The 25304-nt window shown below is 73.1% G+C and carries 21 protein-coding genes and 1 pseudogene; 9 read left to right on the top strand and 13 right to left on the bottom strand.

Annotated elements, in window-relative coordinates; all coding sequences use genetic code 11:
- Positions 1-3 precede the first annotated feature (3 nt).
- From ACWD0J_RS01860 to rsmH, 4 genes are all read right to left on the bottom strand, one after another.
- Positions 4-1524 carry a UDP-N-acetylmuramoyl-L-alanyl-D-glutamate--2,6-diaminopimelate ligase gene (locus tag ACWD0J_RS01860; RefSeq protein WP_451493733.1) on the bottom strand — a complete coding sequence of 507 codons (1521 nt, stop codon included), beginning with the start codon at positions 1522-1524 and terminating at the stop codon, positions 4-6.
- Positions 1525-1708: 184 nt separating this feature from the next.
- Positions 1709-3676 carry a peptidoglycan D,D-transpeptidase FtsI family protein gene (locus ACWD0J_RS01855; protein ID WP_451493732.1) on the bottom strand — a complete coding sequence of 656 codons (1968 nt, stop codon included), beginning with the start codon at positions 3674-3676 and terminating at the stop codon, positions 1709-1711.
- A gap of 5 nt (positions 3677-3681) precedes the next feature.
- Positions 3682-4245 (bottom strand): septum formation initiator family protein, encoded by a 564-nt coding sequence (locus ACWD0J_RS01850; protein ID WP_451493731.1) that lies wholly within the window; start codon positions 4243-4245, stop codon positions 3682-3684.
- Between the two features lie 54 nt (positions 4246-4299).
- Positions 4300-5256 (bottom strand): 16S rRNA (cytosine(1402)-N(4))-methyltransferase RsmH, encoded by a 957-nt coding sequence (gene rsmH / locus ACWD0J_RS01845; RefSeq protein ID WP_451493730.1) that lies wholly within the window; start codon positions 5254-5256, stop codon positions 4300-4302.
- A 381-nt stretch (positions 5257-5637) separates the two neighbouring features.
- On the opposite strand from rsmH, the gene ACWD0J_RS01840 reads away from it, so the two are divergent.
- The 4 genes from ACWD0J_RS01840 to ACWD0J_RS01825 all read left to right on the top strand — a co-directional run bounded on the left by ACWD0J_RS01840 (position 5638) and on the right by ACWD0J_RS01825 (position 11304).
- Entirely contained in the window at positions 5638-6249 is a 612-nt protein-coding gene (locus ACWD0J_RS01840; RefSeq protein WP_451493729.1) for a beta-class carbonic anhydrase, read from the top strand.
- 245 nt (positions 6250-6494) lie between these two features.
- On the top strand, positions 6495-7529 hold the full coding sequence (locus ACWD0J_RS01835) for an AAA family ATPase (RefSeq protein ID WP_451493728.1): 1035 nt from the start codon (positions 6495-6497) through the stop codon (positions 7527-7529).
- Positions 7529-8893, top strand: coding sequence for a DUF58 domain-containing protein (locus ACWD0J_RS01830; protein ID WP_451493727.1), 1365 nt, complete (start codon positions 7529-7531; stop codon positions 8891-8893). Before ACWD0J_RS01835 ends, ACWD0J_RS01830 begins: the two co-directional genes overlap by 1 nt.
- A complete protein-coding gene (locus tag ACWD0J_RS01825) occupies positions 8890-11304 on the top strand; it encodes a transglutaminaseTgpA domain-containing protein (protein WP_451493726.1) in 2415 nt (804 codons plus the stop codon). Before ACWD0J_RS01830 ends, ACWD0J_RS01825 begins: the two co-directional genes overlap by 4 nt.
- A 288-nt stretch (positions 11305-11592) precedes the next feature.
- Here the strand turns inward: ACWD0J_RS01825 and ACWD0J_RS01820 are convergent, their stop codons facing one another.
- The 3 genes from ACWD0J_RS01820 to ACWD0J_RS01810 form a co-directional block, all read right to left on the bottom strand.
- Positions 11593-11982, bottom strand: coding sequence for a DUF3040 domain-containing protein (locus ACWD0J_RS01820; protein ID WP_286061858.1), 390 nt, complete (start codon positions 11980-11982; stop codon positions 11593-11595).
- A 290-nt stretch (positions 11983-12272) separates the two neighbouring features.
- Positions 12273-13097: a methyltransferase gene (locus ACWD0J_RS01815; RefSeq protein ID WP_451493725.1), complete on the bottom strand. Its 825-nt coding sequence runs from the start codon at positions 13095-13097 to the stop codon at positions 12273-12275.
- Positions 13098-13617: 520 nt separating this feature from the next.
- The gene (locus tag ACWD0J_RS01810; protein WP_451493724.1) at positions 13618-14184 is read right to left on the bottom strand and encodes an SAV_6107 family HEPN domain-containing protein; all 567 of its coding nucleotides are present in this window, start codon (positions 14182-14184) and stop codon (positions 13618-13620) included.
- Positions 14185-14358: 174 nt separating this feature from the next.
- Here ACWD0J_RS01810 and ACWD0J_RS01805 point away from each other — a divergent pair, with 174 nt between their 5' ends.
- The 5 genes and pseudogenes from ACWD0J_RS01805 (at position 14359) to ACWD0J_RS01785 (ending at position 20381) form a co-directional block, all read left to right on the top strand.
- Entirely contained in the window at positions 14359-15120 is a 762-nt protein-coding gene (locus ACWD0J_RS01805; protein WP_451493723.1) for an ATP-binding cassette domain-containing protein, read from the top strand.
- Complete coding sequence (locus ACWD0J_RS01800) at positions 15092-17176, top strand: YhgE/Pip family protein (protein ID WP_451493722.1); 2085 nt, start codon at positions 15092-15094, stop codon at positions 17174-17176. The genes ACWD0J_RS01805 and ACWD0J_RS01800 overlap by 29 nt, the downstream gene beginning before the upstream one ends.
- Before the next feature lie 47 nt (positions 17177-17223).
- On the top strand, positions 17224-17853 hold the full coding sequence (locus tag ACWD0J_RS01795) for a TetR/AcrR family transcriptional regulator (RefSeq protein ID WP_451493721.1): 630 nt from the start codon (positions 17224-17226) through the stop codon (positions 17851-17853).
- A 506-nt stretch (positions 17854-18359) separates the two neighbouring features.
- Positions 18360-18772: pseudogene (locus ACWD0J_RS01790) on the top strand (DUF4126 domain-containing protein); the annotation flags it as partial.
- A 109-nt stretch (positions 18773-18881) separates the two neighbouring features.
- A complete protein-coding gene (locus ACWD0J_RS01785) occupies positions 18882-20381 on the top strand; it encodes a phytoene desaturase family protein (protein WP_451493720.1) in 1500 nt (499 codons plus the stop codon).
- A gap of 7 nt (positions 20382-20388) precedes the next feature.
- Here ACWD0J_RS01785 and ACWD0J_RS01780 read toward each other — a convergent pair whose 3' ends face one another.
- The 6 genes from ACWD0J_RS01780 to ACWD0J_RS01755 form a co-directional block, all read right to left on the bottom strand.
- Positions 20389-21342 carry an SCO2102 family sporulation regulator gene (locus ACWD0J_RS01780; protein WP_451493719.1) on the bottom strand — a complete coding sequence of 318 codons (954 nt, stop codon included), beginning with the start codon at positions 21340-21342 and terminating at the stop codon, positions 20389-20391.
- Between the two features lie 56 nt (positions 21343-21398).
- The gene (metF, locus tag ACWD0J_RS01775; RefSeq protein ID WP_451493718.1) at positions 21399-22322 is read right to left on the bottom strand and encodes a methylenetetrahydrofolate reductase [NAD(P)H]; all 924 of its coding nucleotides are present in this window, start codon (positions 22320-22322) and stop codon (positions 21399-21401) included.
- 136 nt (positions 22323-22458) lie between these two features.
- Positions 22459-23109, bottom strand: coding sequence for a thiamine phosphate synthase (thiE, locus tag ACWD0J_RS01770; protein ID WP_451493717.1), 651 nt, complete (start codon positions 23107-23109; stop codon positions 22459-22461).
- Between the two features lie 118 nt (positions 23110-23227).
- Positions 23228-23599: an Rv2175c family DNA-binding protein gene (locus tag ACWD0J_RS01765; protein WP_451493716.1), complete on the bottom strand. Its 372-nt coding sequence runs from the start codon at positions 23597-23599 to the stop codon at positions 23228-23230.
- Positions 23600-23663: 64 nt separating this feature from the next.
- The gene (locus tag ACWD0J_RS01760) at positions 23664-24905 is read right to left on the bottom strand and encodes an NAD(P)/FAD-dependent oxidoreductase (RefSeq protein ID WP_451493715.1); all 1242 of its coding nucleotides are present in this window, start codon (positions 24903-24905) and stop codon (positions 23664-23666) included.
- A 32-nt stretch (positions 24906-24937) separates the two neighbouring features.
- Positions 24938-25288: a hypothetical protein gene (locus ACWD0J_RS01755; RefSeq protein WP_451493714.1), complete on the bottom strand. Its 351-nt coding sequence runs from the start codon at positions 25286-25288 to the stop codon at positions 24938-24940.
- Positions 25289-25304: the final 16 nt, after the last annotated feature.

The raw sequence follows: 25304 nt of genomic DNA, 5'->3' as shown, positions 1-25304 counted from the left end.
AGTTCATCCCTGGGTCTTCTGGATAGCTTCGCGAAGCACCTGGCGGTCGTCGAAGGGACGCACCACCCCGGCGATGTCCTGGCCCTGCTCGTGGCCCTTGCCCGCGACCAGCACGGTGTCCCCGGGCCGGGCGCGGGCCACGGCGGCGGCGATCGCGGCGGCCCGGTCCTCGAAGACCTGCACCTCGCCGCGGTCGTGGGCCGGTACGGACGCCGCGCCCTGGAGCATCGTGGCGAGGATCGCGAGGGGGTCCTCGGAGCGGGGGTTGTCGGAGGTCAGGACGGCCGTGTCGGCGAGCCGGGCCACGGCGGCCCCCATCGGCATCCGCTTGGTCCTGTCCCGGTCGCCGCCGCAGCCGAGCACGACGTGCAGGCGGCCCTCGGTGACCTTGCGCAGGGCGCGCAGGACCGATTCGACGGCGTCCGTCTTGTGGGCGTAGTCGACGACCGCGAGATACGGCTGTCCGGCGTCCACCCGCTCCAGACGGCCGGGCACGCCCGGCACGGCGGCGATGCCGTCGGCGGCGGCCTGCGGGTCGAGGCCGGCGGCGGCCAGGGCGACGATCGCGGCGAGGGTGTTGGCCACGTTGAACGGCCCGGCGAGCGGCGACCTGGCCGCGATCCGCTCCTCCTTGGGGCCGATCACGGTGAACGTCGAGTCCAGCGGACCCACTTCGACGTCCTCGGCACGCCAGTCGGCGTCCGGGTGGCCCTCGGCGGAGAAGGTGACGACGGGGACGGTGGCTTCCTTGACCAGCCTGCGCCCGTACTCGTCGTCGAAGTTGACGACACCGAGCCGGCTGCGGCGCGGCGTGAACAGCTGCGCCTTGGCCTGGAAGTAGTCCTCCATCCCGGAGTGGAACTCCATGTGCTCCGGGCTGAGGTTGGTGAAGACGCCGATGTCGAACACGCAGCCGTCGACCCGCCCGAGGACGAGGGCGTGGCTGGAGACCTCCATGGCGACCGCCTCGACGCCGCGCTCGCGCATGACGGCGAACAGGGCCTGGAGGTCGGTGGCTTCGGGGGTGGTGCGCTCGGACTTGATGCGCTCGTCGCCGATGCGCGTCTCCACCGTGCCGATCAGCCCGGTGGACCTGGCCGTCCGCAGGCCGCCCTCGACGAGATAGGCGGTGGTGGTCTTGCCGGAGGTGCCGGTGATGCCGATCTGGAGCAGATCGGGACCCGGGTGGCCGTAGATGGTGGCCGCCACCTCGCCCATCTCCGCGCGCGGGTCGTCGACGACCAGGACCGGAAGACCGGTCGCCGCGGCGCGCTCGGCGCCGGTCGGGTCGGTCAGCACGGCGACCGCGCCGAGGCCGGCGGCCTGGGTGGCGAAGTCGGCGCCGTGCAGGCGGGCGCCCGGGAGGGCGGCGTACAGGTCACCGGGGCGGACGGCACGCGAGTCGTGGGTGATGCCCGTGATCTCGGCGGCGCTCTGCGGTGCGGTGACACCCAGCTGATCGGCGAGCTCCGCGAGGGGTGTGGCGGAGACCTGGACCGGCCGGGGCGGCCCGGGATATGTCACGGGTGCGCCCTTCTGGGTGGATTGGGACTGATCAGCGTGTGGCACGGCGGTGAGCGTACCGGGCCCACCCGCCTGGGAGCGAAGTGAGGGGCTGGGCGTTCCCTGGTTCCCGGGATCGGGGGTGGTCGTTGTCACGAGGTGGTTCCTGGGTGCTCGGTGCTGATCAGGGCGGGGTCCCTGCTGGTCAGGGTTTGTAGGTGACCGGGAGGCTGGCGGCCTTGGCTCCGGTGGGCGGGACCTGGAGGGTCTTCAGGGCGAACTCCATGACCTGCTTGTAGACGGGTCCGCAGATCTGGCCGCCGAAGTAGCTGCCCTCGGTGGCGTTCTGAATGGCGCAGTAGACCGTGATCCGGGGCTTGTCGGCGGGCGCGAAGCCCGCGAAGGAGGAGGTGTAGCCCTGGTACTTGCCGGTGGCCGGATCCACGCGGTTGGCCGTACCCGTCTTGCCCGCGACCCGGTAGCCGGGGATGCGCGCCTTGGTGCCGGTGCCCTCCCGGTCGTCCACGACGGACTCCAGCATCTGGGCGAGGGTCCTGGCCGTCTTCGGGCTGACGACTCTGGTCTCCTTGGGCTTGGCGGCGGGGGTGAAGCGTCCGTCCGGCCCCTTGGTGCCGCGCACGAGCGAGGGCTCGACGCGTACGCCGCCGTTGGCGATGGTCGAGTAGACGGAGGCCGCCTGCATCGCGTTGAGAGACACACCCTGGCCGAAAGGGATCGTGTACTGCTGCGAGGTCGACCAGTCGCCGGGCGCCGCGAGGATGCCCTTCGTCTCGCCGGGGAAGCCGAGCCCGGTGTAGCCGCCGATGCCGAACTTGCGCAGGTACGAGTACAGGACCTGGTTGGCCTGCCGCTGGGTCTTGCCGAGCTGGCCGGTCGCCAGGATGGTGCCGATGTTGCTGGACTTGGCGAGCACGCCGTTGAGCGTGAGGTACCAGGTCGGGTGGTCGATGTCGTCCTTGAACAGCCGGTCGCCGCGGTGCAGCCGGTTGGGCACCACGACGTGGGTGGCCGGGGTGGCCACGTTCTCCTCCAGTACGGCGGCCATCGACATGACCTTGGCGGTGGAGCCGGGCTCGAAGGCGTCCTGGAGCGCGGCGTTGCCCATGTTCACCGAGCTGGCCTTGGACAGGTCGTTCGGGTCGAAGCCGGGCGAGTTGGCCATGGCGAGGATCTGGCCGGTCCGCGTGTCCTGCACGATCACATAGCCGCGGTCCGCCTTGGACTGCTCCACCTGGTCGGTGATGGCGTTCTGGGCGGCCCACTGGATGTCGCGGTCGATGGTGAGCTCGACGTCGCTGCCGGGCACGGCGGGTGTCTCGGTGGACCCCACGGTCGGCACCTGGCGGCCACCGGACTGGGCGTACCGGATCTTGCCGTCCTTGCCGGACAGCAGGCCGTTCAGCTTCTGCTCGACCCCGCCGCCGCCCTTGCCCTCGGCGTTGACCCAGCCGAGTATCCCGGCGGCGAGATCGCCGTTCGGGTACACGCGCTTGGTGGTCGGAACGGCCAGGACACCCCCGAGGGCGTTGACCGTGCCCGGGTCGGTCTCGGCCTTGGTGGCCAGCGCGGTCTTGAGGTCCTTGATCTGCTTCCAGACCTGCGGGGTCTGACGGTGGGCGAGCACGACGTAGCGCAGATTCCTGTCGGCGGGCCTGAGCTTCTCGACGATCGTGTCCTGGTCCTCGCCGAGGATCGGCGCGAGGAGGGCGGCCGCCTGCTCGGGCCCGTCGTCGACCTTCAGCTCCTTGCGGGTGAACAGCGTGGGGTCGGCCGTGATGGTGTACGCGTCCACGCTGGTCGCCAGGGCCACGCCGTCCCGGTCGGTGATCCCGCCGCGCTCGGCGGCCAGGGTGTAGCCGACGTACCGGTTCCGCTCGGCCTTGGCGGCGTACGTGCTCGCGTCGACGGCCTGCACCTGGAGCAGCCGTACGACGAAGGCGATCAGGACCAGGGTCAGCGCCACGCCGACCAGGCGCAGCCGGGGGCGGGGGCTGCCGAGCCGGAGGGCGGGAGGAGCCGGGGGGCGGGCCGGTGCGGGGCGGCGGGCCGGCCGGGCACCGGGACCCGGACGCCGCCGGCCCTCGGGGCGCGCGGAGCGCTCGGGGCGTGCGGGCCCGGGCACGCGGCGCCGCGGCGGTTCCCTGTCGGACACTTCCGTCACCTGCCGAAGGTCGTGGTGGTGGAGGGCTGAGAGGCGGACGGGGCGGATGGTTCGGGGGCCGACGGGGTGGGCGCGGCGACCGGTGCGCTGGGGGTCGGCGTCGGGCTGGGCACCGCGGGCGGACCGGCCCCGTCGACCATCGCCTCAGGGGCGAGCACCAGCGGGGCGCGCGCGAAGGCCGGCTGGACGCCGCTCGCCGGTGAGGGGACCCCCTTGACGGTGCCGTCCGGGCCGAGGAAGGCCGGGTCGCCGCCGGGCACCATGCCGAGCTCGCGGGCGCGGCGCTGGAGGGCTTCGGGGGCCGAGTAGGCGTCGATGTCCCGTTGGAGTGCCTGCTCCTCGTCGGTGAGGCTCTTGGTCTCCTTCTGGAGGTCGTCCAGTTTGAAGGAGCCCTCACTGAGCGCGGAGTTCAGCACCAGAAGCCCGATCAGTCCGCCACCGAGGAGCAGGACGACCAGCAGGACGAAGGGGGTACGGGCCGCCTGTGCCGGGCCCGTCGCCGTCGGGAAGAGCCGCGCGAGCCGGGCCGCCCGCCCCCTGAGCTGAGGTTTCCTACTCACTGGCCCTCCCCCGGGTTCGCGTCGCCGACCTGACTGCCCGCCCCTTGGCCTGCCTCACCCGACGTCCTCCCTGATGCGCTCGGCCCCGCGCAGTCGCGCCGGAGCCGCCCGCCGGTTCTCGGCGACCTCTTCCTCGGTGGGAAGTTCGGCACCGCGCGTGAGCAGCTTGAGCCGCGGCTGGTAACGCTCGGGGACGACGGGCAGGCCGGGCGGGGCGGTGGTGGCGGCGCCGGCCGCGAGGACCTGCTTGACCAGCCGGTCCTCCAGCGAGTGGTACGACAGGACGGCGATCCGCCCGCCGACGTCGAGCGCCTTCACCGCGGCCGGGATCGCCCGCTCCAGGACGGAGAGTTCGCCGTTGACCTCGATGCGCAGGGCCTGGAAGGTGCGCTTGGCCGGGTTGCCGCCGGTGCGCTTGGCCGCCTGCGGCAGGGAGTCCCGGATCAGCTCCACGAGCCGCGCGCTGTTGCTGAACGGCTCCTTCTCGCGCTCGCGCACGACCGCGGACACGATCCGCTTGGCCTGCTTCTCCTCGCCGTACGCGCGCAGGATCCGGACGAGTTCGCCGGCCGGATAGGTGTTGAGGACCTCGGCTGCGCTCACGCCGGTCGTCTGGTCCATGCGCATGTCGAGCGGGGCGTCCTGGGCGTAGGCGAAGCCGCGGTCGGCCTCGTCGAGCTGCATGGAGGAGACGCCGAGGTCGAACAGGACGCCCTGGACGCGCCGGATGCCGAGCCGGTCCAGGACCTCCGGCAGCTCGTCGTACACGGCGTGGACGAGGAAGGCGCGCTCCCCGTAGGGCGCGAGGCGCTCGCCGGACAGGCGCAGGGCCTCCTTGTCCCGGTCCAGGGCGACGAGCCGGGCCTCGGGGAACCGCGCCAGCAGGGCCTCGCTGTGCCCGCCGAGGCCGAGCGTGCAGTCGACGACCACCGCTCCCGGCTGTTCCAGAGCGGGCGCCAGCAGGTCCAGGCACCGCTGGAGCATCACCGGGACGTGTCGACTCTGGCTCAAGGGGCCCTCTCAGGTCCGGCGCGGTGCCGCACGCACCGCCGGGTCCCCGCCCTCCCCCGGCAAGCTGGGGGACCCCCGGTGAAGGGGAGGCCTGCCGGCGCCAAAAGCGTCAGCCGGCCGGGAGCGGGAGGAGGCCGAGCCGTACGTACGCGCCGCGCACGTGGGGGGATCGCCGGAGACATCGCCGGGATCTCCAGGGAAAATCAGTCCGCAGGGAGGTCTCGCCTCCCGCTTCGCGCCACTTTAGTCCACGGTGTGGCGCGGTCAATCAACCGGCCTGCGCGTCGCGGCCCGGGGTGCGATCGATACGACGTATCCGGAAGAATCACCCGTGCGGCCGCTGTCTCGTCACCCGTGTGGGTTAGCTCACAACAAGACTCAATGACGTTCTTTGTCCACTCTCACAACAGGCCCGCTCCGGGCGTGACCAGTACCGTCATGGGTATGACGACTTCCGCATCGGTCCCCGCAGGTCCCGAAGCCGCCATAGCCACCGGCGGCACCGTCACCGACCGTCTCGTCGAGGCGAACGAGCGCTACGCCGCCGCCTTCGCCGACCCCGGCATGGACGCCCGTCCCGTGCTGCGCGTAGCCGTCGTGGCCTGCATGGACGCCCGGCTCGACCTGCACGCCGCGCTCGGCCTGGAACTCGGCGACTGTCACACCATCCGCAACGCGGGCGGTGTCGTCACCGACGACGTGATCCGCTCGCTCACCATCAGCCAGCGCAAGCTCGGCACCCGCAGCGTCGTCCTCATCCATCACACGGGCTGCGGCCTGGAGTCGATCACCGAGGACTTCCGCACCGAGCTGGAGATGGAGATCGGACAGCGTCCCGCCTGGGCGGTGGAGTCCTTCCGGGACGTCGACCAGGACGTACGGCAGTCGATGCAGCGCGTGCGCACCTCGCCGTTCCTGCTGCACACCGACGACGTACGGGGCTTCGTCTTCGACGTGAAGACCGGCCTGCTGCGCGAGATCGACCCTGCCTGAACCCGCGTAACCGTCCTCCACACCTGTCGTTTCGCTGTTGATTTCCGGCCTCGGGACGCCCAAAACACCGTAAGACCCGACATAGTGCGGGCAGTTGTCCACAGGCGAGTGACACGAATCGGTAACGGCAGCAAGAATGCTGGGGTGGCGTCACGCGGAACTTTCCACGCGTGGTGTCCGTGTTTCGAGGTGGGCCGGTCGCACATCGCGTGCGCCGGCTCGGAAAACGGGCCGAGGAGGGCCGGGTGACGACCTATGACGATCGAGCGAGCCTCACTGATCTGACCGCCACTGTGGAGCGTGTCCGCAGTTCCGTGGAGGGTGTGATCGAGGGCAAGCCCGAGGTCGTACGGCTTTCGCTGACCGTACTGCTCGCCGAGGGACATCTTCTGATCGAGGACGTTCCCGGCGTCGGCAAGACCATGCTCGCCAAGGCACTGGCGCGGTCCATCGACTGCTCGGTGCGGCGGATCCAGTTCACGCCCGACCTGCTGCCCTCGGACATCACGGGTGTGTCCATCTGGGACCAGCAGCGCCGGGACTTCGAGTTCAAGCCGGGCGCGATCTTCGCGCAGATCGTGATCGGCGACGAGATCAACCGCGCCTCGCCGAAGACGCAGTCGGCGCTCCTGGAGTCGATGGAGGAGCGCCAGGTCACCATCGACGGGCAGACCTACGAGCTGCCCAGCCCCTTCATGGTCGTGGCCACGCAGAACCCGGTCGAGATGGAGGGCACCTACCCGCTGCCGGAGGCCCAGCGCGACCGCTTCATGGCCCGCGTCTCCATCGGCTACCCCAGCGCGGAGGCCGAGCTACAGATGCTCGACATCCACGGCGGGGTGAACCCCCTGGACGACCTCCAGCCGGTGGCGCACGCGCACGAGATCGTGAAGCTGATCGACGCCGTCCGCGGTGTGCACGTCGCCGACCCGGTCCGGCGGTACGCGGTGGACCTGGTCTCCGCCACCCGCACCCACCCCGACCTGAGACTCGGCGCCTCCCCGCGTGCGACGCTGCACCTGTTGCGCGCGGCGAAGGCGTCGGCGGCCCTCAGCGGCCGGGAGTACGCCCTGCCGGACGACGTGCAGGCACTCGCCGTCGCGGTCCTGGCCCACCGTCTGCTGCCGACCGCCCAGGCCCAGCTGAACCGGCGCACGGCCGAGCAGGTGGTGCAGGAGATCCTGCAGCGCACCCCGGTGCCCGCGGCACCCCAGCAGGGCGGCATCGGTCTGGGCCGTGGCGCGACGGCGTTGGGCCAGCAGCCGCCGCGGAGGCTGTGATGACGGTCGCCGGGGCGGCGCACGCGGAGGCCGACCCGGGCGACAAGGGCGCGGTGCGCACGGCCCTGGCCGGTCTCACCACCCGCGGCCGCTCCTTCCTGGCGGCCGGTGTCGCCGCGGCCGTCTGCGCGTACGTCCTCGGGCAGAGCGACCTGCTGCGGGTCGGCCTGCTGCTGGCCGTGCTGCCCCTGCTCTGCGCGGCCGTGCTCTTCCGCACCCGCTACCGGGTGGCCGGCAGCCGCCGGCTCTCCCCCGCGCGCGTGCCGGCCGGCAGCGAGGCCCGCGTCCATCTGCGGATGGACAACGTCTCGCGGCTGCCCACCGGCCTGCTCATGCTGCAGGACCGGGTGCCGTACGTCCTGGGACCGCGCCCGCGCTTCGTGCTCGACCGGGTGGAACCGGGCGGCCGCCGCGAGGTGTCCTACCGCGTCCGCTCGGACCTGCGCGGCCGCTATCCGCTGGGCCCGCTCCAGCTGCGCCTGACCGACCCGTTCGGCATGTGCGAGCTGACCCGGTCGTTCTCGACGTACGACACCCTGACGGTGATCCCGCGCGTGGAGCCGCTGTCGCCGGTGCGCCTCAGCGGTGAGGCGCAGGGGTACGGCGAGGGACGGCAGCGCTCGCTGGCGCTGGCCGGCGAGGACGACATGATCCCGCGCGGGTACCGCCACGGCGACGACCTGCGCCGGGTGCACTGGCGCTCCACCGCGCGCTACGGCGAGCTGATGGTGCGCCGCGAGGAGCAGCCGCAGCGCGCCCGCTGCACGGTGCTGCTCGACACCCGGGGCCTCGCCTTCCGGGGCGCGGGCCCCGACTCCGCCTTCGAATGGGCCGTGTCGGCGACCGCGTCGGCCCTGGTGCACATGCTCGAACGGGGCTTCTCGGTACGCCTGTTGACGGACACCGGCACCTCGGTGCCCAGCGAGAACGCCGACGGGTTCGCGGGCGCGAGCCAGGAGACGGCGGACGCGGCCGGGATGCTGATGGACACCCTCGCGGTGATCGACCACTCGGACGGCGCGGGCCTGTCCCGGGCGTACGACGTGCTGCGCGGCGGCAACGAGGGGCTGCTGGTGGCCTTCTTCGGCGACCTCGACGAGGAACAGGCCGCGATCGCCGCCCGGATGCGGCAGCGCAGCGGTGGAGCGGTCGCCTTCCTGCTGGACGGTGACAGCTGGACGCGGGAACCGGGCGATGTGCCCGGCCCGTTGCACAGGAGCGGGGAACGGCTGCGGATGCTGCGCGAGGCGGGCTGGACGGCGCTGAGCGTGCCGCGGGGCGCCTCGCTGGAGGAACTGTGGCGCCAGGCGGAGCGGGAGCGCAGCGGCGTCGGTGCGCCGGGCGGCGGGGAGGGGTGGTCATGAGCGGGCGGGTACGACTGGCGCTGTGCGCCTGGGCGGCCACGCTGATGGCCGCGTGCGCCCTGCTGCCGCTGGTCGAACCGGCCACCTGGATCCTGCAGGCCGCCTTCCTGCTGGCGGTGCAGTCGGGCGTCGGCGCGGCGACCCGGCGGGTGCCGCTGGCCCGGCCGCTGACCGTGGCCGCGCAGGCCCTGGTCACCTTGATCCTGCTGACCCTGACCTTCGCCCGCGAGCAGGCGTTCGTCGGGCTGATCCCCGGTCCTGACGCCTTCCTGCGCTTCGCCGACCTGCTCGGACGGGGCTCCGACGACATCGCGCGGTACGCGATCCCGGCGCCCCTGGAGTCCGACGGCATCCGGCTGATGCTCATCGGCGGCGTGCTGGTCATCGGGCTCGCGGTGGACACCCTGGCGGTGACCTTCCGCAGCGCGGCCCCGGCCGGTCTGCCGCTGCTCGCGCTGTACTCCGTCGCGGCCGGGCTGGCCGACGGCGGCGCGGACTGGCTGTGGTTCCTGGTCGCGGCGGCCGGCTATCTGCTGCTGCTCCTGGCCGAGGGGCGGGAGCGGCTGTCGCAGTGGGGCCGGGTCTTCGGCGGGGCGGCGCACGCTCCCGGCGAGGAGTCCGGGGCGGTGGCCCCGGTCCGCAGCGGGCGGCGCATCGGCGTGGTCGCCCTCGGCGTCGCCCTCGTGGTGCCGCTCGCCCTGCCCTCGATGAACGGCGGCCTGCTGGACGGCGCGGGCACGGGCGTCGGCTCCGGCACCGGGAGCGGCGGCACGATCTCCGCGGTCAACCCGCTGGTGTCCCTGCGCGACAGTCTGAACGTGGACGAGGACCGTCAGGTGCTGTCCCTCAGGCCCGGCTCCGAGGCGGACACCTCCAGCCTCTACCTGCGGATCGTGTCCCTTGACGACTTCGACGGCACCACCTGGAAGCCGTCCAAGCGGTCCATCACCGCCGTGCCCCGGAGCGAGTTCCCGACCCCCGTCGGCCTCGGCCCCGACGTCAAGCGCACGGAGTTCGACACGGCGGTCTCGGCGGCCGACTGGTACGCCCAGGACTGGCTGCCGATGCCGTACCCGCCCAGCGGCGTGCGGATCGACGGCAACTGGCGCTACGAGCCCGAGGGCATGACCCTCGTCGGCGACCACGGCCAGAACACGCGCGGGGTGACCTACACCGTGCGGAGCCTGGAAGTGCAGCCGACGGCCGAGCAGCTCGCCTCGGCACCGCCCCCGCCCGAGGACCTGACCCGCGAGTACACCGACCTGCCGGGCTCGCTGCCGCCGGTGGTGGGCGAGACGGCCCGCCAGGTCACCGCGGGGACGGCGGACCCGTACGAGCAGGCGGTCGCGCTCCAGGACTACTTCGCCGTGACCGGCGGCTTCGAGTACGACACCTCGGTGCAGGCGGGCAGTGGTTCGCAGGCGATCGCCCGGTTCCTGCGGGACAAGCAGGGCTTCTGCGTCCACTTCTCCTTCGCGATGGCGGCGATGGCCCGCTCCCTGGGGATACCGGCCCGGGTCGCGGTGGGCTTCGCGCCCGGTACCCCGCAGGCGGACGGCTCGGTGTCGGTCGGGCTGAAGGACGCCCACGCCTGGCCCGAGCTCTACTTCGAGGGCGTGGGCTGGACCCGCTTCGAGCCGACCCCGAACCGGGGCACCGTGCCGTCGTACACCGTGCCGGACGCGTCCGGCAGCACGCTCCCGGACCCGTCGGAGCCGTCCCAGTCGGCGAGCACGGCGCCTTCCGCCGCGCCCTCGGTGAGCGACACCTGCACGCCGGAGCAGCGGAAGCTGGACGGCTGCGCGAGCGAGTCCCCGGCAGCGGCGCCGGGCGGTGACGACGACGCCCCGTGGTGGGCCGTGGCGGGCCCGTGGTGGTACGTCAAGCTGCTGGGCTGGGTCCTCGCCGGACTCGCCGTGCTGGCGATCCCCGCGGCGCCGATGCTGTGGCGGCTGCGGATCCGTGGAGTACGGCTGGGCGGGCACGGCCGCGGCGAGGCGGACGCGGCACCGGCCACCCTGGCGGTGTGGCAGGAGCTGACCGACTCGGCGTGGGACTTCGGGATCGCGCCGGACGACTCGCAGACGCCGCGCAAGGCGGCGGCCCGGATCGTCCGGCTCGGGCATCTCGACCCGGCGGCGGCGGCTTCGGTGCACCGGGTGGCGGACGCCGTGGAACAGGTGCTCTACGCGCCCCGGCCGCGGCCCACGGCCGGTCTCGCGGACGACGTCCGCCGGGCCGTGGGCGGGCTGCGGACCACCGCCGGCAGGGGGGCCAGGCTGCGTGCGGTGGTCGCCCCGCGTTCCACCGAGCGGGTGGCGTGGGCACTGTCGGAGTGGTGGACCGGCCTCGCGGCCCGCGTGGCGGCGGCTCGGCCGACGCTGCGCAGACCGTCGGGTCAGCGGGGCTGAGGGCGCTCCTCAGGGTGTCCGGAGGCTGTCCGGCGGTCAGGTCCGTTGCGCCAGGCCGTTCCGCCGCCGGCAAGGCTTCTCCGCCGCCGGCAAGGGGGCCCCGGGGGCGATACCGCCCCGAGGCCCCCTTGCGCGTGCGTGCGTGCGTGCGGTACGGCCCGGTCCGACGCTGAGACTCGGGACAGGGCGCATGGCGGTGGCGCGGGACCGTGGCGCGGGCATACGTGAGGGGGTGACCACCCGCCGGGTGGTCACCCCCTCACGTACTGGTGACAGCTGTTCGTCGAGCTAATGGCCCTGTTCGTCGCGGCGCCGCTGCCAGCGCTGCTCGATCCGGTCCATCATGGAGCGCCGCTGCCGTCCCTGGCGTGGTGCCTGTGGGCCACCGGCGGGCTGTTCACCCGGCTTGGGGGCCTTGCGCCAGCCGGTCACCGCGAGCACCGCACATCCCAGCATGACCAGGAAGCCCACCACGCTGAGCCACACCTGCTTGGCGACCATACCTGCCATGAGGAGCGCGATACCCACGAGGAAGCCCGCGACCGCCTGGTAGACCCGCCGCCGGGTGTACGTACGCAGCCCGCTTCCCTCGAGCGCCGACGCGAACTTGGGATCTTCGGCGTACAGCGCTCGCTCCATCTGCTCGAGCATTCGCTGCTCGTGCTCCGAGAGCGGCACGGAGTCCTCCTCATCGTGCAGTCGCCGGGGCGACTAGGGGGTCCCTTCAGGATAGGCAGGGAATCGCCCCCGTGAAACCCGCCCCTCTACGCCAATTGGCCAACCGGATTCCGCCATGAACGTCGCGGCCCGCTGAGTCTTCCATTCCCCAGCAGCCGTCCCGTCATGCCGGGCGGTCTCCCTCGATCATACGGCGCAGGGCGCCCGATCGGGGGGCCTGTGGCGTACTCCATGTACACCCAAGTCCCTGATCAGCGACGCGCCCCCGCGGCCCGATCCCGGGAGGCGGCTCAGCCCTCTCTGTCCCCCGGGGTCTCACCGAGCACATGCAGCTGAGTGGCGATGGAGTGGAACGCGGGCAGTTCGGCCGCGGCCTCCTCCAGCCTCAGCAGGGCTTCCACGGCGCCGGGCTCGGTGTCCACCAGCACACCGGGGACGAGGTCGGCGAAGACCCGTACGCCGTGCACCGCGCCGACCCGCAGGCCGGCGCCCTCGACCAGCCCGGTGAGCTGCTCGGTGGTGAAGCGGTGCGGGACGGGGTCGCCGGCGCCCCAGCGGCCGTTCGGGTCATCGAGGGCCTGCTTGGCCTCCGTGAAGTGGCCCGCGAGGGCGCGGGCGAGCACGGCGCCGCCCAGCCCGGCGGCGAGCAGGCTGAGGACACCCTCGGCCCGCAGCGCGGCCACCACGTTGCGGACGCCTTCGGCGGGGTCGTCCACGTACTCCAGGACGCCGTGGCACAACACCACGTCGTAGCCGCCGCGCTCGACCACGTCGAAGAGGCCGTGGGCATCACCCTGGACGCCCTGCACCCGGTCCGCGACACCGGCCTCGGCGGCGCGGCGCTCCAGGGCGAACAGCGCGTTCGGGCTGGGGTCGACAACGGTGACCCGGTGGCCGAGGCGGGCGACGGGCACCGCGAAGTTGCCGCTGCCGCCCCCGGTGTCGAGGATGTCCAGCGACTCCCGGCCCGTCGCCTTGACCCGGCGGTCCAGGGCGTCCCGGAGGACCTCCCAGACCACGGCGGTACGGAGGGAGGCGCGGGGGCGGGAGGGGTCGGAGTGCGGCGACGTCGCGTGAGGGCGGGGGGAGACGGGCGGGCGCATCGGATCCGACACGGCAGTTGACTCCTCGGCGCGGCACCGCCTCTTGCGCGGCGGAGCGAACGGGCGCCTCCCCGCCGCGGACGCGGATCGGGAGAGGCTTCAGGCGCTTCCCACCCTATTGCCTCCCGCGCCGCGGCCGGTCACCGCGGTGGCGTGCCCCGTGGACCGTCTCGGGCACGGGCCTTCGCACGGTGGACCTGGTCCGCCGGACGGCGGGCGCCAGCGCCTCTCGGGCGGTCGGTCATGGCCGTGCCCACCCCGCCCGTCATCCCCCGGCCGGCCTGCCCCGTCACCCCCCGGCCGGCCTGGCCCGTCACCCCCCGCCTGCCTGCTCGCGCCGACCGGCCAGGAGGGCGTCCGTCGGCCGCACGACGGCACCCGACCGGGCGGGGCGCTTCCGCCGGCCAGAGCGACTCCGGCCCGCCAACCCGACCGACTCCGCTGATCCGGCCGCCCTGACCGGTCCGCCCTGACCGGTCCGCCCCGGTCGGTCTGGCCGTCCCGGCCGCCCCTGTCCGCGCGGCCCGCCCGGTCATCCCGCGTCCGGGAAGTCACGGCCGGCGGAGCGCCGGTCCTCCGGCTGGTCCGTGTCCTGGCGCGGCTGGGGCAGGACCGGCTGAAGCACCAGCGTGCGCTCGACGAGGCGCAGGAACATCGCCACGTCGCGTATCAGGTCGTCGGCGTCCCGACGGCTGGCCGCGCCCTGGATGCCCGCCTCGGCCCGGGCGCGGCGCCGGGCCCCGGAGGCGAACAGCGCGCTCCACTCGGCGAGCTCCGGCGCGATCTCGGGGAGCACTTCCCAAGCGCTGCGGATGCGGGCCCGGCGTCGGGGTGTGGCCTCCGGGCGCCCCCGGGCGGCGAGCACGGCCGCGGCGGTGCGCAGGGCGGCGAGGTGGGCTGTCGCGTAGCGCTCGTTCGGCGTTTCCAGGGCGGCGGCCTCGTCCAGTCCGGCGCGGGCCTGGGCGAGCAGGTCGAGGGCGGCGGGCGGGGCTGTCGCCCGGCGGAGCACGGGATGCACGTCGCTCGCCGGGCCGGTCAGTGAGGGGGCAGGGCCGGTTGCGCGGCGCCGACGGGCGGCTGCTGCGTGGTAGGTGGCCATGACGATCCTCCTGTCGTCTGTGTGACGGCACTGTGGCCGTATGTACCCATCGTGAGGTATGGCACTGACAATCCGCCCTGACCTGCACTTTTGCTTCAAACGAAAGTTCGGGTTAGTTTTTGCACTGACCAGTCAGTTCAAAAAGTGCCCGACATGTCAGGGGGTGGATGAGCCGTGGCCGGAGTCGGAATCACCGCCGAGGGCTTTGGTCTTGAGGGCCCTCGCGGCTGGGCGTTCCGCGGCGTCGAGGTCACCGCGGAGCCCGGGTCGCTGATCGCCGTGCAGGGGCCGTCGGGGTCCGGCCGTACGTGTCTGCTGCTCGCCCTCACCGGACGGATGAGGGCGACGGAGGGCACGGCGGCCGTGGGGGACGCGCGGTTGCCGAAGCAGTCGGCGGCGGTGCGGCGCATCAGCGCCCTGGCCAACGTGGCCGGGGTGACGGACCTCGACCCGGCCCTGACCGTCGGGGAGCACCTGCGCGAACGGGCGTTGCTGCAACGGCGGTTCGGGGGTTCGCTGCGCGGTCTGCTGCGACCGCGGGCCGAGCGCACGGCTGAGGCGAAGCTCCGGATGGACACCGCGCTGACCGCCGCCGGCCTGGACCCGGAGGCGCTGCCCAAGGGCGCGCGGACCGCCGTACGCGATCTGGAGCGGCTGGAGGCGCTGCGCCTGTCGGTCGCCCTGGCGCTGATCGGGCGTCCGGGCCTGCTGGGGGTCGACGACGCCGATCTGAAGCTGTCCGCGGCCGAGCGGACCGAGGTCTGGGCGCTGCTCAGGTCCCTCACCGAGACCGGGACGACGGTCGTGGCGGTGTGCGGCGAGGCACCCGAGGACACCGTGCGGGTGTCCACCGGGCAGCCCCAGGAGAGCCGGCAGCCGCAGCGGAACCAAGGGGAGGAGAAGGCCGATGCGCTCGCCGCAACTGGCCGCGCTTGAGCTGCGCCGCTTCGGCAGGGGAAAGCTGCCGCGCGCCGCGCTGGTGGCACTGCTGGTGCTGCCCCTGCTGTACGGCGCCCTGTACCTGTGGTCCTTCTGGGACCCGTACGGCCGTCTCGACCGCGTCCCCGTCGCCCTGGTGAACGACGACCAGGGCGCGACCGCCGACGGCGGGAAGCTCATGGCGGGCGACGACATCGCCGAGGGCCTGCGGGACAGTGACACCTTCGAGTGGCACGAGGTGGGCTCCGACGAGGCACGCGCGGGCGTGGAGGACGGCACCTACTACCTGTCGCTGACCATGCCGGCCGACTTCAGCAGGCGCATCGCGTCCAGCTCGGGCGACTCCCCGCAGACGGGCGCGCTCCAGGTCCGTACGAACGACGCCAACAACTACATCGTCGGGCAGATCTCGCGGACGGTGTTCAGCGAGGTGCGCACGGCCGCGTCCACCAAGGCGTCGCGGTCCTTCCTGGACCGGATCTTCATCTCGTTCTCCGACATCCACGGCGAGACGGTGAAGGCCGCGAAGGGCGCCGACGACCTCGAAGGCGGCATCGGCAAGGCGGAGAAGGGTTCCAAGGATCTGGCCGACGGCCTGAAGGACGCCAAGAAGGGCAGCGGCAAGCTGTCCACGGGGCTGACGAAGCTCGACAAGGGCGCGGGTGACCTGGAGAGCGGCTCGCAGCGGGTCGCGGAGGGCACACAGACCCTCGCCGACAAGGTCAACGGGGTCGCGGACAAGGTGGGCCCCTTCCTGAAGGACAACGAGAAGACCATCGGCGACACGGCCCAGCTGGTCGCCGACTCGGCCGGGACGATCCGGCGCAACCTCGACACCCTGGTGGAGACCGCCCCGACGGCCGCCAAGGGGGCGCACGCGGCCTCCGGCACGCTGAACGACGTCTACCGGACGCGCTGCGAGGAACCCGTCCTGCCGGACGCCGCCTGCGCCGATCTGAAGAGGGCCCGGCAGGCCGCCGCCGACGTGGCGAAGGTCGCCGATGACGTCAACACGCTGGTCGCGGACCAGGACGGCGACCTGACGAAGCTCGACGGCCACCTGGGGACGCTGCAGAAGCAGGCCCAGGCGCTCGCCGACCGGGCCCCGCGTCTCTCCGAGGACCTGGACGACGCCGTGTCGAAGATCAACGAGCTGAACACGGGCGCCGGGAAGGTCGCCGCGGGCGCCAAGCAGCTGCACACCGGGCTCGGCACGGCCGAGACCGGCGCGTCGGACCTGGACGAGGGCGTCGGTGACCTGAAGACGGGGGCCGAGACCCTGAACGGCGGCATGTACAAGCTCGTCGACGGCTCCGGGAAGCTGTCCGACGGTCTGCACGACGGCGCAGGGCAGATCCCCGACTATGACGAGAAGGCCCGCGACCAGCGCACCGGGGTGATGGCGGACCCGGTCCGGCTCGTCTCCGAGGACCTGCACAAGGCGCCCAACTACGGCACCGGTTTCGCCCCGTACTTCATCCCGCTGTCCCTGTGGGTGGGCGCGATGGTGGCCTACATGCTGATCACCCCGATGAACCGGCGCGCCCTGGCAGCGGGCGCCTCCGCCTGGCGGATCGCGCTGGCGGGCTGGCTGCCGGTGGTGGCGATCGGGGTGCTGCAGACGGTGGCCCTGATGTCCGTACTGCACTGGGCGGTCGGCCTGGAGATGGCACGGGCGGCCGGCACGGTGGGCTTCCTGTTCCTGGTGACGGCGTGCTTCGCGGCGATCGTGCAGTGGCTGAACGCACGCTTCGGAGCGGCGGGCCGGATCCTCGTCCTGGCCCTGCTGATGCTGCAGCTGACGTCCGCGGGCGGCACCTACCCGGTGCAGACCAGTCCGGGCTTCTTCAACGCGCTCCACCCCTTCCTGCCGATGAGCTATGTCGTCGAGGCCCTGCGCAGGCTCATCACCGGCGGCGGTCTGGGCCCGGTGTGGCAGGCGTGTGCCGTGCTGGCGGCGTTCACCGCGGGCGCCCTCGCGCTGACCGCCCTGTCGGCCCGCCGCCGTCAGGTGTGGACGCTCGACCGGCTGCACCCGGAGCTGACCCTGTGAGCCCTTCGGTGACACCTGGACCCACGGCTCCTGTGACAATCAGGACCATGGAAAGCAGCAGCGCCACGCCGGGGGTCAGCACGCGCCGCGAGGCCACCCGGCAGAAGCTCTACGAGGCGGCCGTCACGCTCATCGCCGAGCAGGGGTTCTCCGCCACCACCGTGGACGAGATCGCCGAGCGGGCCGGGGTCGCCAAGGGCACCGTCTACTACAACTTCGCGAGCAAGTCGGTGCTCTTCGAGGAGTTGCTGCGGCACGGAGTGGGACTCCTCACCGCCTCCCTGCGGGAGGCGGCCGAGCGGACCGCCGAGGAGGGCGGCACCAAGGTGGACGCCCTGGACGCGATGATCCGCGCGGGGCTCGTCTTCATCGACCGCTACCCGGCCTTCACGCAGCTGTACGTGGCGGAGCTGTGGCGTACCAACCGCGCCTGGCAGTCCACCCTCATGGTGGTGCGGCAGCAGGCGGTCGCGGTGGTCGAGGACGTACTGCGCGAGGGCGTCGACCGCGGCGAGTTCAGCGACGAGATCGACATCCCGCTGACCGCGGCCGCGCTGGTCGGCATGGTGCTGGTGGCCGCCCTGGACTGGCAGGCCTTCCAGCCGGAGCGTTCCCTGGACGACGTGCACGCGGCGCTGTCCCGGCTGCTCCAGGGGCGGGTGAGCGGGCGCCGCTGAGGACGGCCCCCGCGAACGCCCGCAGACACGGACACCGACACGGACGCAGGGGCAGACGTAGCGCAGACGCACGAAAACGCAGACGCAGACGCAGACGCAGACGCAGACGCACGAAAACGCCGGTCCGATGTGGCCGCGTCCCCCGCGGGCCACCTCGAACCGGCGCTTCCTTGTGCTCCCCCGTTCCCCCGTTCCCCCGTTCCCCCGTTCCCCCGTAGGGCCCCCGTTCGGTCGTCCCCCGGTTCCCCGGTCCCCCCGTGCCTCGCTCCCGCCGGCGTCCGCCGGCGGAAGGAGCGGATCGGGGGCGGCTCCGTTCCGGCGCCCCGTGTCGCCGGTGCCGGAGCCGGTCCCCTTCTCCGTGCCCCCACTCTCTCGTTCACGCGGGTCGGCCCCCATCCGCGCGCGTACTCAACTCACCCCCTAGGTACATGTACTCAGTCCTGCGCACGCGGCCCCAGACGCCGTGCCGCCGGCTGGTGACGATCGCGCCCGTGTCCGTACTCCCCCTCGACTCGGCATGGGACGCGGTGCACACCGTGGTCCGGCCGGCCCCGGGCGCGTGGGTCGGAGCGCTGCCGGCCGGACAGAGCGCCCGCTCGCCGATGTGGCGGCGGGCCTGGTCGGCGGTTCGACGGCGCCGGCCAGCCACGCGGCGAAGGCCGGCACGCGGATGGCGGTCAGCTCCTCGCCGGAGCCGTTCAGCAACGTCACCGTGAGTCCGGCCGAGGATCTCGGGGTCGGCGGGATCGTCACGTGCGCGATGTTCCACCCAGAAGCGGCGGCGATCGTCGCGGGTGGGCTGCTGGTCACCGGGCAGGTCGTGCTCTTCTTCCTGGTCTCCCGGATCCGCCGGTTGCGGCGGCGCGGGGCCCGGCGACGGGAGGAGCGGCGGCTCGCGGCGCGGGCCGGGCCGCCGCCCGGCTGGACCGGGCTGGACCGGGCTGCGGGGACGGGCCCGGCAGCGGGCGGTCACCGCTGGTCACGGGCCCGCGGCCGGATTGTCGGTGGCGGCCGATAAAGTCGCAGGCATGGCACGGATTGCGGTGATCGGCGCCGGGACGGGCGCGATGGCGGCCGCCGCCCGGCTGGCCGTCGCGGGCCACCGGGTGGTGGTGTACGAGCGTACCGAGACGTACGGCGGAGCGGTGCGCCGCTTCGAGCGGGACGGCTTCTCCTTCGACACGGGCCCGGGACTCCTCACCCTGCCCGCGGTCTACCGCGACCTGTTCGTCAAGACCGGCAAGGAGCCGCTCGAGGCGTGTGTCGAGCTGGTCCAGGTCGACCCGTCGGCACGGCACGTCTTCGCGGACGGCACCGAGGTGTCGCTGCCGAACGCCTCGCGCGCGGGCGTCGTCGCGGCCCTGGAGGAGGCGCTCGGGCCGGGCGCCGGACAGCGCTGGGGCGACTTCCTGGTGCGGGCCCGCGAGGCCTGGGACCGCACCCGCCGGCCGCTCCTGGAGGAGCCCCTGTGGCCCAACTGGTCGGTGCTGGCCGAGCGCGAGCCCTATCCGGCGGTCCCCCACAAGCGTCTGCTGCGCACCCGCCGGGCCACCACCCTCGCCGAGGTCGGCGCCTGGGAGCTGCGCGACCCCCGCCTCACCGCCCTCCTGGAGAGCCACGCCCTGGCATACGGCCTGGACCCACGGACCGCCCCGGCGAGCGCGGCCGTGCTGCCGTACATGGAGCACGCCTTCGGCGTCTGGTACGTCCGCGGCGGCCTGCGGGAGCTGGCGCGCGCGGTGTACGAGCGGTGCCTGGCCAGGAAGGTGGAGTTCGTCTTCGGCGCCGAGGTCACGGGGGTGCTGGAGAAGGACGGCCGGGCGGCCGGAGTGGAGTTCACGGACGGGACCGTGGCGGAAGCGGACTTCGTCGTCGCCGGTGTCGCGCCCGGGGTGCTGAGCCGCGTCGTCCGGGGCACGGCCCTGCGGGGCGCGGGCGAGGTCGTGCCGCAGCGCGGGCTGCCGAGCCGTCTGACGGTGCTGCTGGCGCTGCGCGGTGGGCGTCCGCAGGGGACGCCGCATCGGACGGTGGTGCACGCGCGGGACCGGGACGGCGAGCTGGACGGCCTGTTCGGCGCGGCTCCCGGGACGAGCGCGCCGACGGTCACGGTGCTGCGGCCGGACGACCCTGGGCTGGTTCCGGACGCGGACCACGAGGCGGTCACGCTCACCGCCGTCGTCCCGGCGGGCCGCCCCGCCCCGGAGGCCGTCGACCGGTACGTCCACGCCGTGACCGAGGCCGCCGCACGGGCCCTGCCCGGTCTTCGCGACCGCGTCCTGTGGCAGGAGGTCCGCACCCCGGCCGACCTCGCGGAAGCGACCGGCGCGGAGGGCGGTGCCGTCCCCGCCCCGGCCCTCGCCGCCGGGAACGGCTCCCTGCTGCACCCCGCCAACAGCACCGCCCTGCCGGGCCTGTTCACCGTCGGCGGCTGGTCGCATCCCGGCGGCGGTCTCCCGCACGCCGGTATGTCGGGCGCGCTGGTCGCCGGACTGATCGTGGAGGGGCCGCAGTTCCGGGGTTCCCGGTGAGAGCCGGTCAGAAGCGGTACTGCTCGTCGAACCCGTTGCCCTGGTTCTGGTCGTAGCCCTGCTGGCCGTACTGCTGCTGCTCCGGAGGCAGGTCGCCGTACGGGTCGTCGGTGCTGCGCTGCTGCGGCACCCACACCCCGCCCGCCGGCGTCTCGCCGTACGAGCCGGAGGCGTACTGGTCCTGGCCGTAGCCCTGCTGGCCGAACTGCTGCTGACCGCCGTAGGAGGCGTCGTACGCGGCACCGTCATAGGCCTGGGTGCCGATGTACGGGTCGGAGTAGGCGGCGTACTGCTGCTGTCCGGCCATGCCGTAGCCGTACTGCTGCTGGTCGTAGCCGGAGTAGCCGTCGTAGGAGTACGACGGGTCGGCGGCGGCGGTCGCGTACTGGTCCTGGGGCTGGTCGGCGGCGAAGGGAGCGCCGGCGGCCGCGTAACCGGAGTCGCCGTAGACGCCGTACGAACCGGTGTCGTCGGGCAGGGGCTGCGGCTCGAACACCGCGGTACTCCCCTCGGCCGGGGGTCCCACGGGACGGGCCGGCGTGAACACGTCGTCGCGGTCGTAGTCGTCGTGCCCGAAGGCGCCGGTGTTCCGGCCCTGCGAGGCGTCGTCGCCGTAATCCGTCCCGGCCGCTTCGAGGTCGGTGACCTCCAGGGTCGGGTCCTGGCGGTCCGCCCTGCCGCGGCGCCGCTTGGTGCCGTCGGTGCCGGGGCGGCTGACCGCCCAGCCGGCCGCGAAGCCGCGGCGGAAGGAGAGCGTGACGTAGGTCTGGCCGACCGCGAACGCGATCGCACCCAGCGCGATGACGATCACGGACGGGATGAGCACGCCGAGGACGACGCCGAGGAAGCCGCCGAAGGCGAGCAACCGCCAGCGCAGGCGTGCCTTGTACTGCAGCAGCACCTCGCCGAGCAGCCACAGCGCGACGACGCCGAACGCGATGTAGAGGACCGTCCAGCCCATGTACGCCCCTCTCCCAGTGGCCGTTACGCAGTGTGTCGTATACCGGTGCGGCCGGTCTAGGCCTGCGGTGGGTCGTGCGGGCCCAGGTTCTCGTAGATCTCCAGCGTCGCCGTGGAGTTGTTGAGCGTGATGAAGTGCAGTCCGGGCACTCCCTCGGCCAGCAGCCGTGCGCAGAACTCCGTGGCGAACTCGATACCGATGGAGCGTACAGCCGCCGGATCGTCCTTGGCTGTGAGGATCCGCTCTTTCAGGGCGGGCGGGAGGGCCGCGTTGGTGAGGGACGGAACCCGTGCCAGCGTCTTCACGCTGCCGATCGGCATGACCTCGGGAATGATCGGGGTCTCGCAGCCGGCGGCGGCGACCCGGTCGCGCAGGCGCAGGTAGTCCTCCGGCTGGAAGAACATCTGCGTGATCGCGTAGTCCGCGCCGGCCCGGCACTTGTCGACGAAGTGGCGCACGTCGGTGTCCCAGTCGGCCGAGCGCGGGTGCATCGCGGGGAAGGCCGCGACGCCGACGCAGAAGTCGCCGGACGCCTTGATGAGTTCGACGAGTTCGGAGGCGTAGGTGAGGCCGCGGGGATGCGGCACCCACTCGCCCATCGGGTCGCCGGGCGGATCGCCGCGCAGGGCCAGCATGTTGCGGATCCCCGCGTCGGCGTACTGCCCGATGATGTTGCGCAGGTCGGCCACCGAGTGGTCGACGGCGGTGAGATGGGCGATGGGGGTGAGCGTGGTGTTGGAGGCGATGGCCTCGGTCGCCTTGACCGTGCCCGCGCGGGTGGAGCCGCCCGCGCCGTAGGTCACGGAGACGAAGTCGGGGCCCACGCCCTCGACCCGGCGCAGGGCGTTCCACAGGTTCCGCTCGCCCTTCGGGGTCTTCGGGGCGTAGAACTCGAACGAGTACGTCGTCTTGCCGGTCGCGAGCATGTCACGCACGGTGCGGGCGTGGTCCGACCTGGTGGATGCGGTGCCGAGGGCCATACGCGCAGGTTAGCCAGGGTGCGCCGGTCCCCCAACCGGATCACGGATTTTTGCCCGATTTGTCTATTTCCTGTCCACTCCTTGGACAGACGGTAGGACCGATATGAGGCAAACGGGTGAGGCGGGCGAGGGCCTGCTACCCCTGCCGCAGCCGCTTGGCGAACTCGGCCGCCGCCGCTCCCGGGTCGTCGGCCTCGGTGATCGCCCGGACCACCACGACCCGGCGGGCGCCCGCCTCCAGCACCTCGTCGAGGTTGCCGAGGTCGATGCCCCCGATGGCGAACCAGGGGCGGTCGGTGCCGAGGGAGGCGGCATACCGGACCAGGTCGAGGCCGGGCGCGTGACGGCCGGGCTTGGTGGGGGTCGGCCAGCACGGGCCGGTGCAGAAGTAGTCGACGCCCTCCTGGACGGCGGCCGCGGCGGCCTCGGAGCCGGCGTGCGTGGAGCGGCCGACGAGGATGTCGTCGCCGAGGATCGCGCGGGCCGCGGGGACCGGGAGGTCGCCCTGGCCGAGGTGGAGCACGTCGGCACCGGCCGCGTGGGCCACGTCCGCCCGGTCGTTGACCGCGAGGAGCCGGCCGTGCCGGGCGCAGGCCTCGGCGACGACCTTCAGGTGCTCCAGTTCCTCGGCCGCCTCCATGCCCTTGTCCCGCAGCTGCACGATGTCGACGCCGCCCGCCAGGACCGCGTCCAGGAACTCGGCGAGGTCGCCCTGGCGCCTGCGGGCGTCCGTGCAGAGGTAGAGCCGGGCGTCGGCGAAGCGGTCACGGACGGTGCTGTCGGGCATACGGGTGTCCCCCCGAGGTGGAGGGCGCACGGGCCGCGGCGGGCCGTGGTGGACCACGGCCGTGGCTGAGGCGGTCACGGCCCGTGCGCCGGACGGTGTTCGGTTCGGCCTGCTCGGATCAGACGGCGAGCGCCTGGGCCCGGCGCTTCACCTCCGTGCCGCGATTCTCGCTGAGGGCCTGCGCCGGGGTGCCCGGCAGGCTCTCGTCGGGGGTGAAGAGCCACTCCAGCATCTCTTCGTCGGTGAAGCCGTCGTCCCGCAGGAGCGTCAGGGTGCCCGTCAGGCCCTTGACGACCTTCTGCTCGGCCCCGTCGATGAAGGCGGCGGGGACGTGCAGCGCGCGGTTCTCACCACGGCGTACGGCGATGAGCTGGCCCTCCCTGACCAGCTGCCGCACGCGGGTCACCTCGACACCGAGCATCTCGGCGATGTCGGGGAGCGTCAGCCAGCCGGGGACGAGAGCATCGATCTTTGCGTCAATCTCGGTCACAGGACAAGCCTGCCATCCCGCACTGACAGTCGGAAGCCAGGACCGGCCGACCTGGTGTTCCGCGCTACGCCGTGGCCGCCTTCAAGGGCCTCGCCGCATCGGCCAGCACAGCGGGGTCCATGAGCGTGCCCGCCTCGATCAGCCGCCGCCCCTGCGCCAGGTCCCGGGGCCGCCCCACCGCCAGCAGGGCGACCAGCCGGCCCTCCCGCAGCCAGCACACCGTCCAGGCCGGTCCGGACGGCTCGCCGCGCCACAGGGTGGTGTCGGCCGAGGCGTGGTGGCCGGCGTACTGGACGAAGCGCCCGAACTGCTCCGACCAGAAGTACGGAACCGGGTCGTAGACCGCGGGGGCCTCGCCGGTGGCCTCGCCGATGATGTTCGCGGCCACCGTGCGCGGGCCCTGGAGGGCGTTGTCCCAGTGGTGGACCAGGAGGCGCTCGCCGTATCTGCGCGAGGGGAAGGAGGCGCAGTCGCCGACCGCGTAGACGTTGGGCGCGGAGGTGCGCAGGCGGTCGTCGGCGACGATCTCGCCGTGGGTGCCGAGGGCGATGCCGGATCCGGTGAGCAGGCCCGTGGCGGGCCGGGCGCCGATGCCCACGACCACCGCGTCCGCGGGCAGCCGCGAACCGTCGTCGAGGAGCACGGCCGAGGGCTCGACGCGTTCCACGCGCGCGTGCGTGCGCAGGACGGCGCCGGCGTCGGCGTACCAGGCGGCCATCGGGGCGGCCACCTCCGCGGGCAGCGCGCCGGCGAGCGGCCGGTCCGCGGCCTCGACGACCGTCACCGCGCAGCCGGCCTCGCGGGCCGCCGTGGCGAACTCGGCGCCGATCCAGCCCGCGCCGACGACCACGATGTCGTGCTGCCGGGCGAGCACCGGGCGCAGCCGCTCGGCGTCGTCCAGGGTGCGCAGCAGATGCACGCCTGGCACGCCCTGCGCGCCCGGCAGCCGGATCGGTTCGGCGCCGGTCGCCAGGACCAGGACGTCGTACGGCACCGGCCCCTCGGCGGTGTCCAGCTGGTGTTCCCCGGGGCGCACGCCCAGGACCTCGCGGCCGAGCCGCAGTTCGATGGAGAGGGCCTCGAAGTCCACGTCGAAGGCGGAGCCCTCCGCCGTGCCGAGCAGCACGGCCTTCGACAGCGGCGGCCGGTCGTAGGGCTGGTGCGGCTCCGCGCCGATCAGCGTCACGGTGCCGGTGAAGCCCTGTTCCCGCAGGGCGACCGCGGTCTGCACCCCGGCCATGCCCGCGCCCACCACGACGACACGCCGTGGCGTGGAGTCTCCCCGTTCCCGCGTCTGCTCGCTCACCTGATCACCATAGACACCTGACCATCAGTCAGTCAGCCGTCCCGCTCGGTGACCTGCTCGACGACGCTCGTCCCGCTGCCCGGCTGCGACTCCCACGCCCACCGCTCCTCCAGCCGCACGCGACCGTCGGGCAGGTCGACGACCGTCGACACGCAGTGCCCCGAGGACGTCGTCCCGTCATGCTTGAGCTGTACGTACCGGAAGTCCAGCCGGTCGCCCTCGCGGGTGCCCACCAGGTGCCCGCGGACCACGTCGCCGCCCGCGTACTCGGCCCAGATCTCGCCGTTGTCCTCGTGGTACGCGAACCGGGTGCGCGTCCCGACCTGGCCGGGTGCCTGATCGGCGACCGGGGCGAGGACGAGTCCGTCGAGTGAACGGGCCACGGGCGGAGGCTCCCTT

It is taken from the genome of Streptomyces sp. NPDC003011, assembly GCF_053591515.1.
This window is presented reverse-complemented; position numbering and strand designations above follow the sequence as displayed.

Excerpts from the sequence above, each read along its gene's own strand:
- ACWD0J_RS01825 (WP_451493726.1), top strand. The coding sequence starts at position 8,890 with ATGAGCGGGCGGGTACGACTGGCGCTGTGCGCCTGGGCGGCCACGCTG.
- ACWD0J_RS01840 (WP_451493729.1), top strand. The coding sequence starts at position 5,638 with ATGACGTTCTTTGTCCACTCTCACAACAGGCCCGCTCCGGGCGTGACC.
- metF (WP_451493718.1), bottom strand. The coding sequence starts at position 22,322 with ATGGCCCTCGGCACCGCATCCACCAGGTCGGACCACGCCCGCACCGTG.
- ACWD0J_RS01800 (WP_451493722.1), top strand. The coding sequence starts at position 15,092 with ATGCGCTCGCCGCAACTGGCCGCGCTTGAGCTGCGCCGCTTCGGCAGG.
- ACWD0J_RS01785 (WP_451493720.1), top strand. The coding sequence starts at position 18,882 with ATGGCACGGATTGCGGTGATCGGCGCCGGGACGGGCGCGATGGCGGCC.
- ACWD0J_RS01795 (WP_451493721.1), top strand. The coding sequence starts at position 17,224 with ATGGAAAGCAGCAGCGCCACGCCGGGGGTCAGCACGCGCCGCGAGGCC.
- ACWD0J_RS01830 (WP_451493727.1), top strand. The coding sequence starts at position 7,529 with ATGACGGTCGCCGGGGCGGCGCACGCGGAGGCCGACCCGGGCGACAAG.
- ACWD0J_RS01780 (WP_451493719.1), bottom strand. The coding sequence starts at position 21,342 with ATGGGCTGGACGGTCCTCTACATCGCGTTCGGCGTCGTCGCGCTGTGG.
- ACWD0J_RS01810 (WP_451493724.1), bottom strand. The coding sequence starts at position 14,184 with ATGGCCACCTACCACGCAGCAGCCGCCCGTCGGCGCCGCGCAACCGGC.
- thiE (WP_451493717.1), bottom strand. The coding sequence starts at position 23,109 with ATGCCCGACAGCACCGTCCGTGACCGCTTCGCCGACGCCCGGCTCTAC.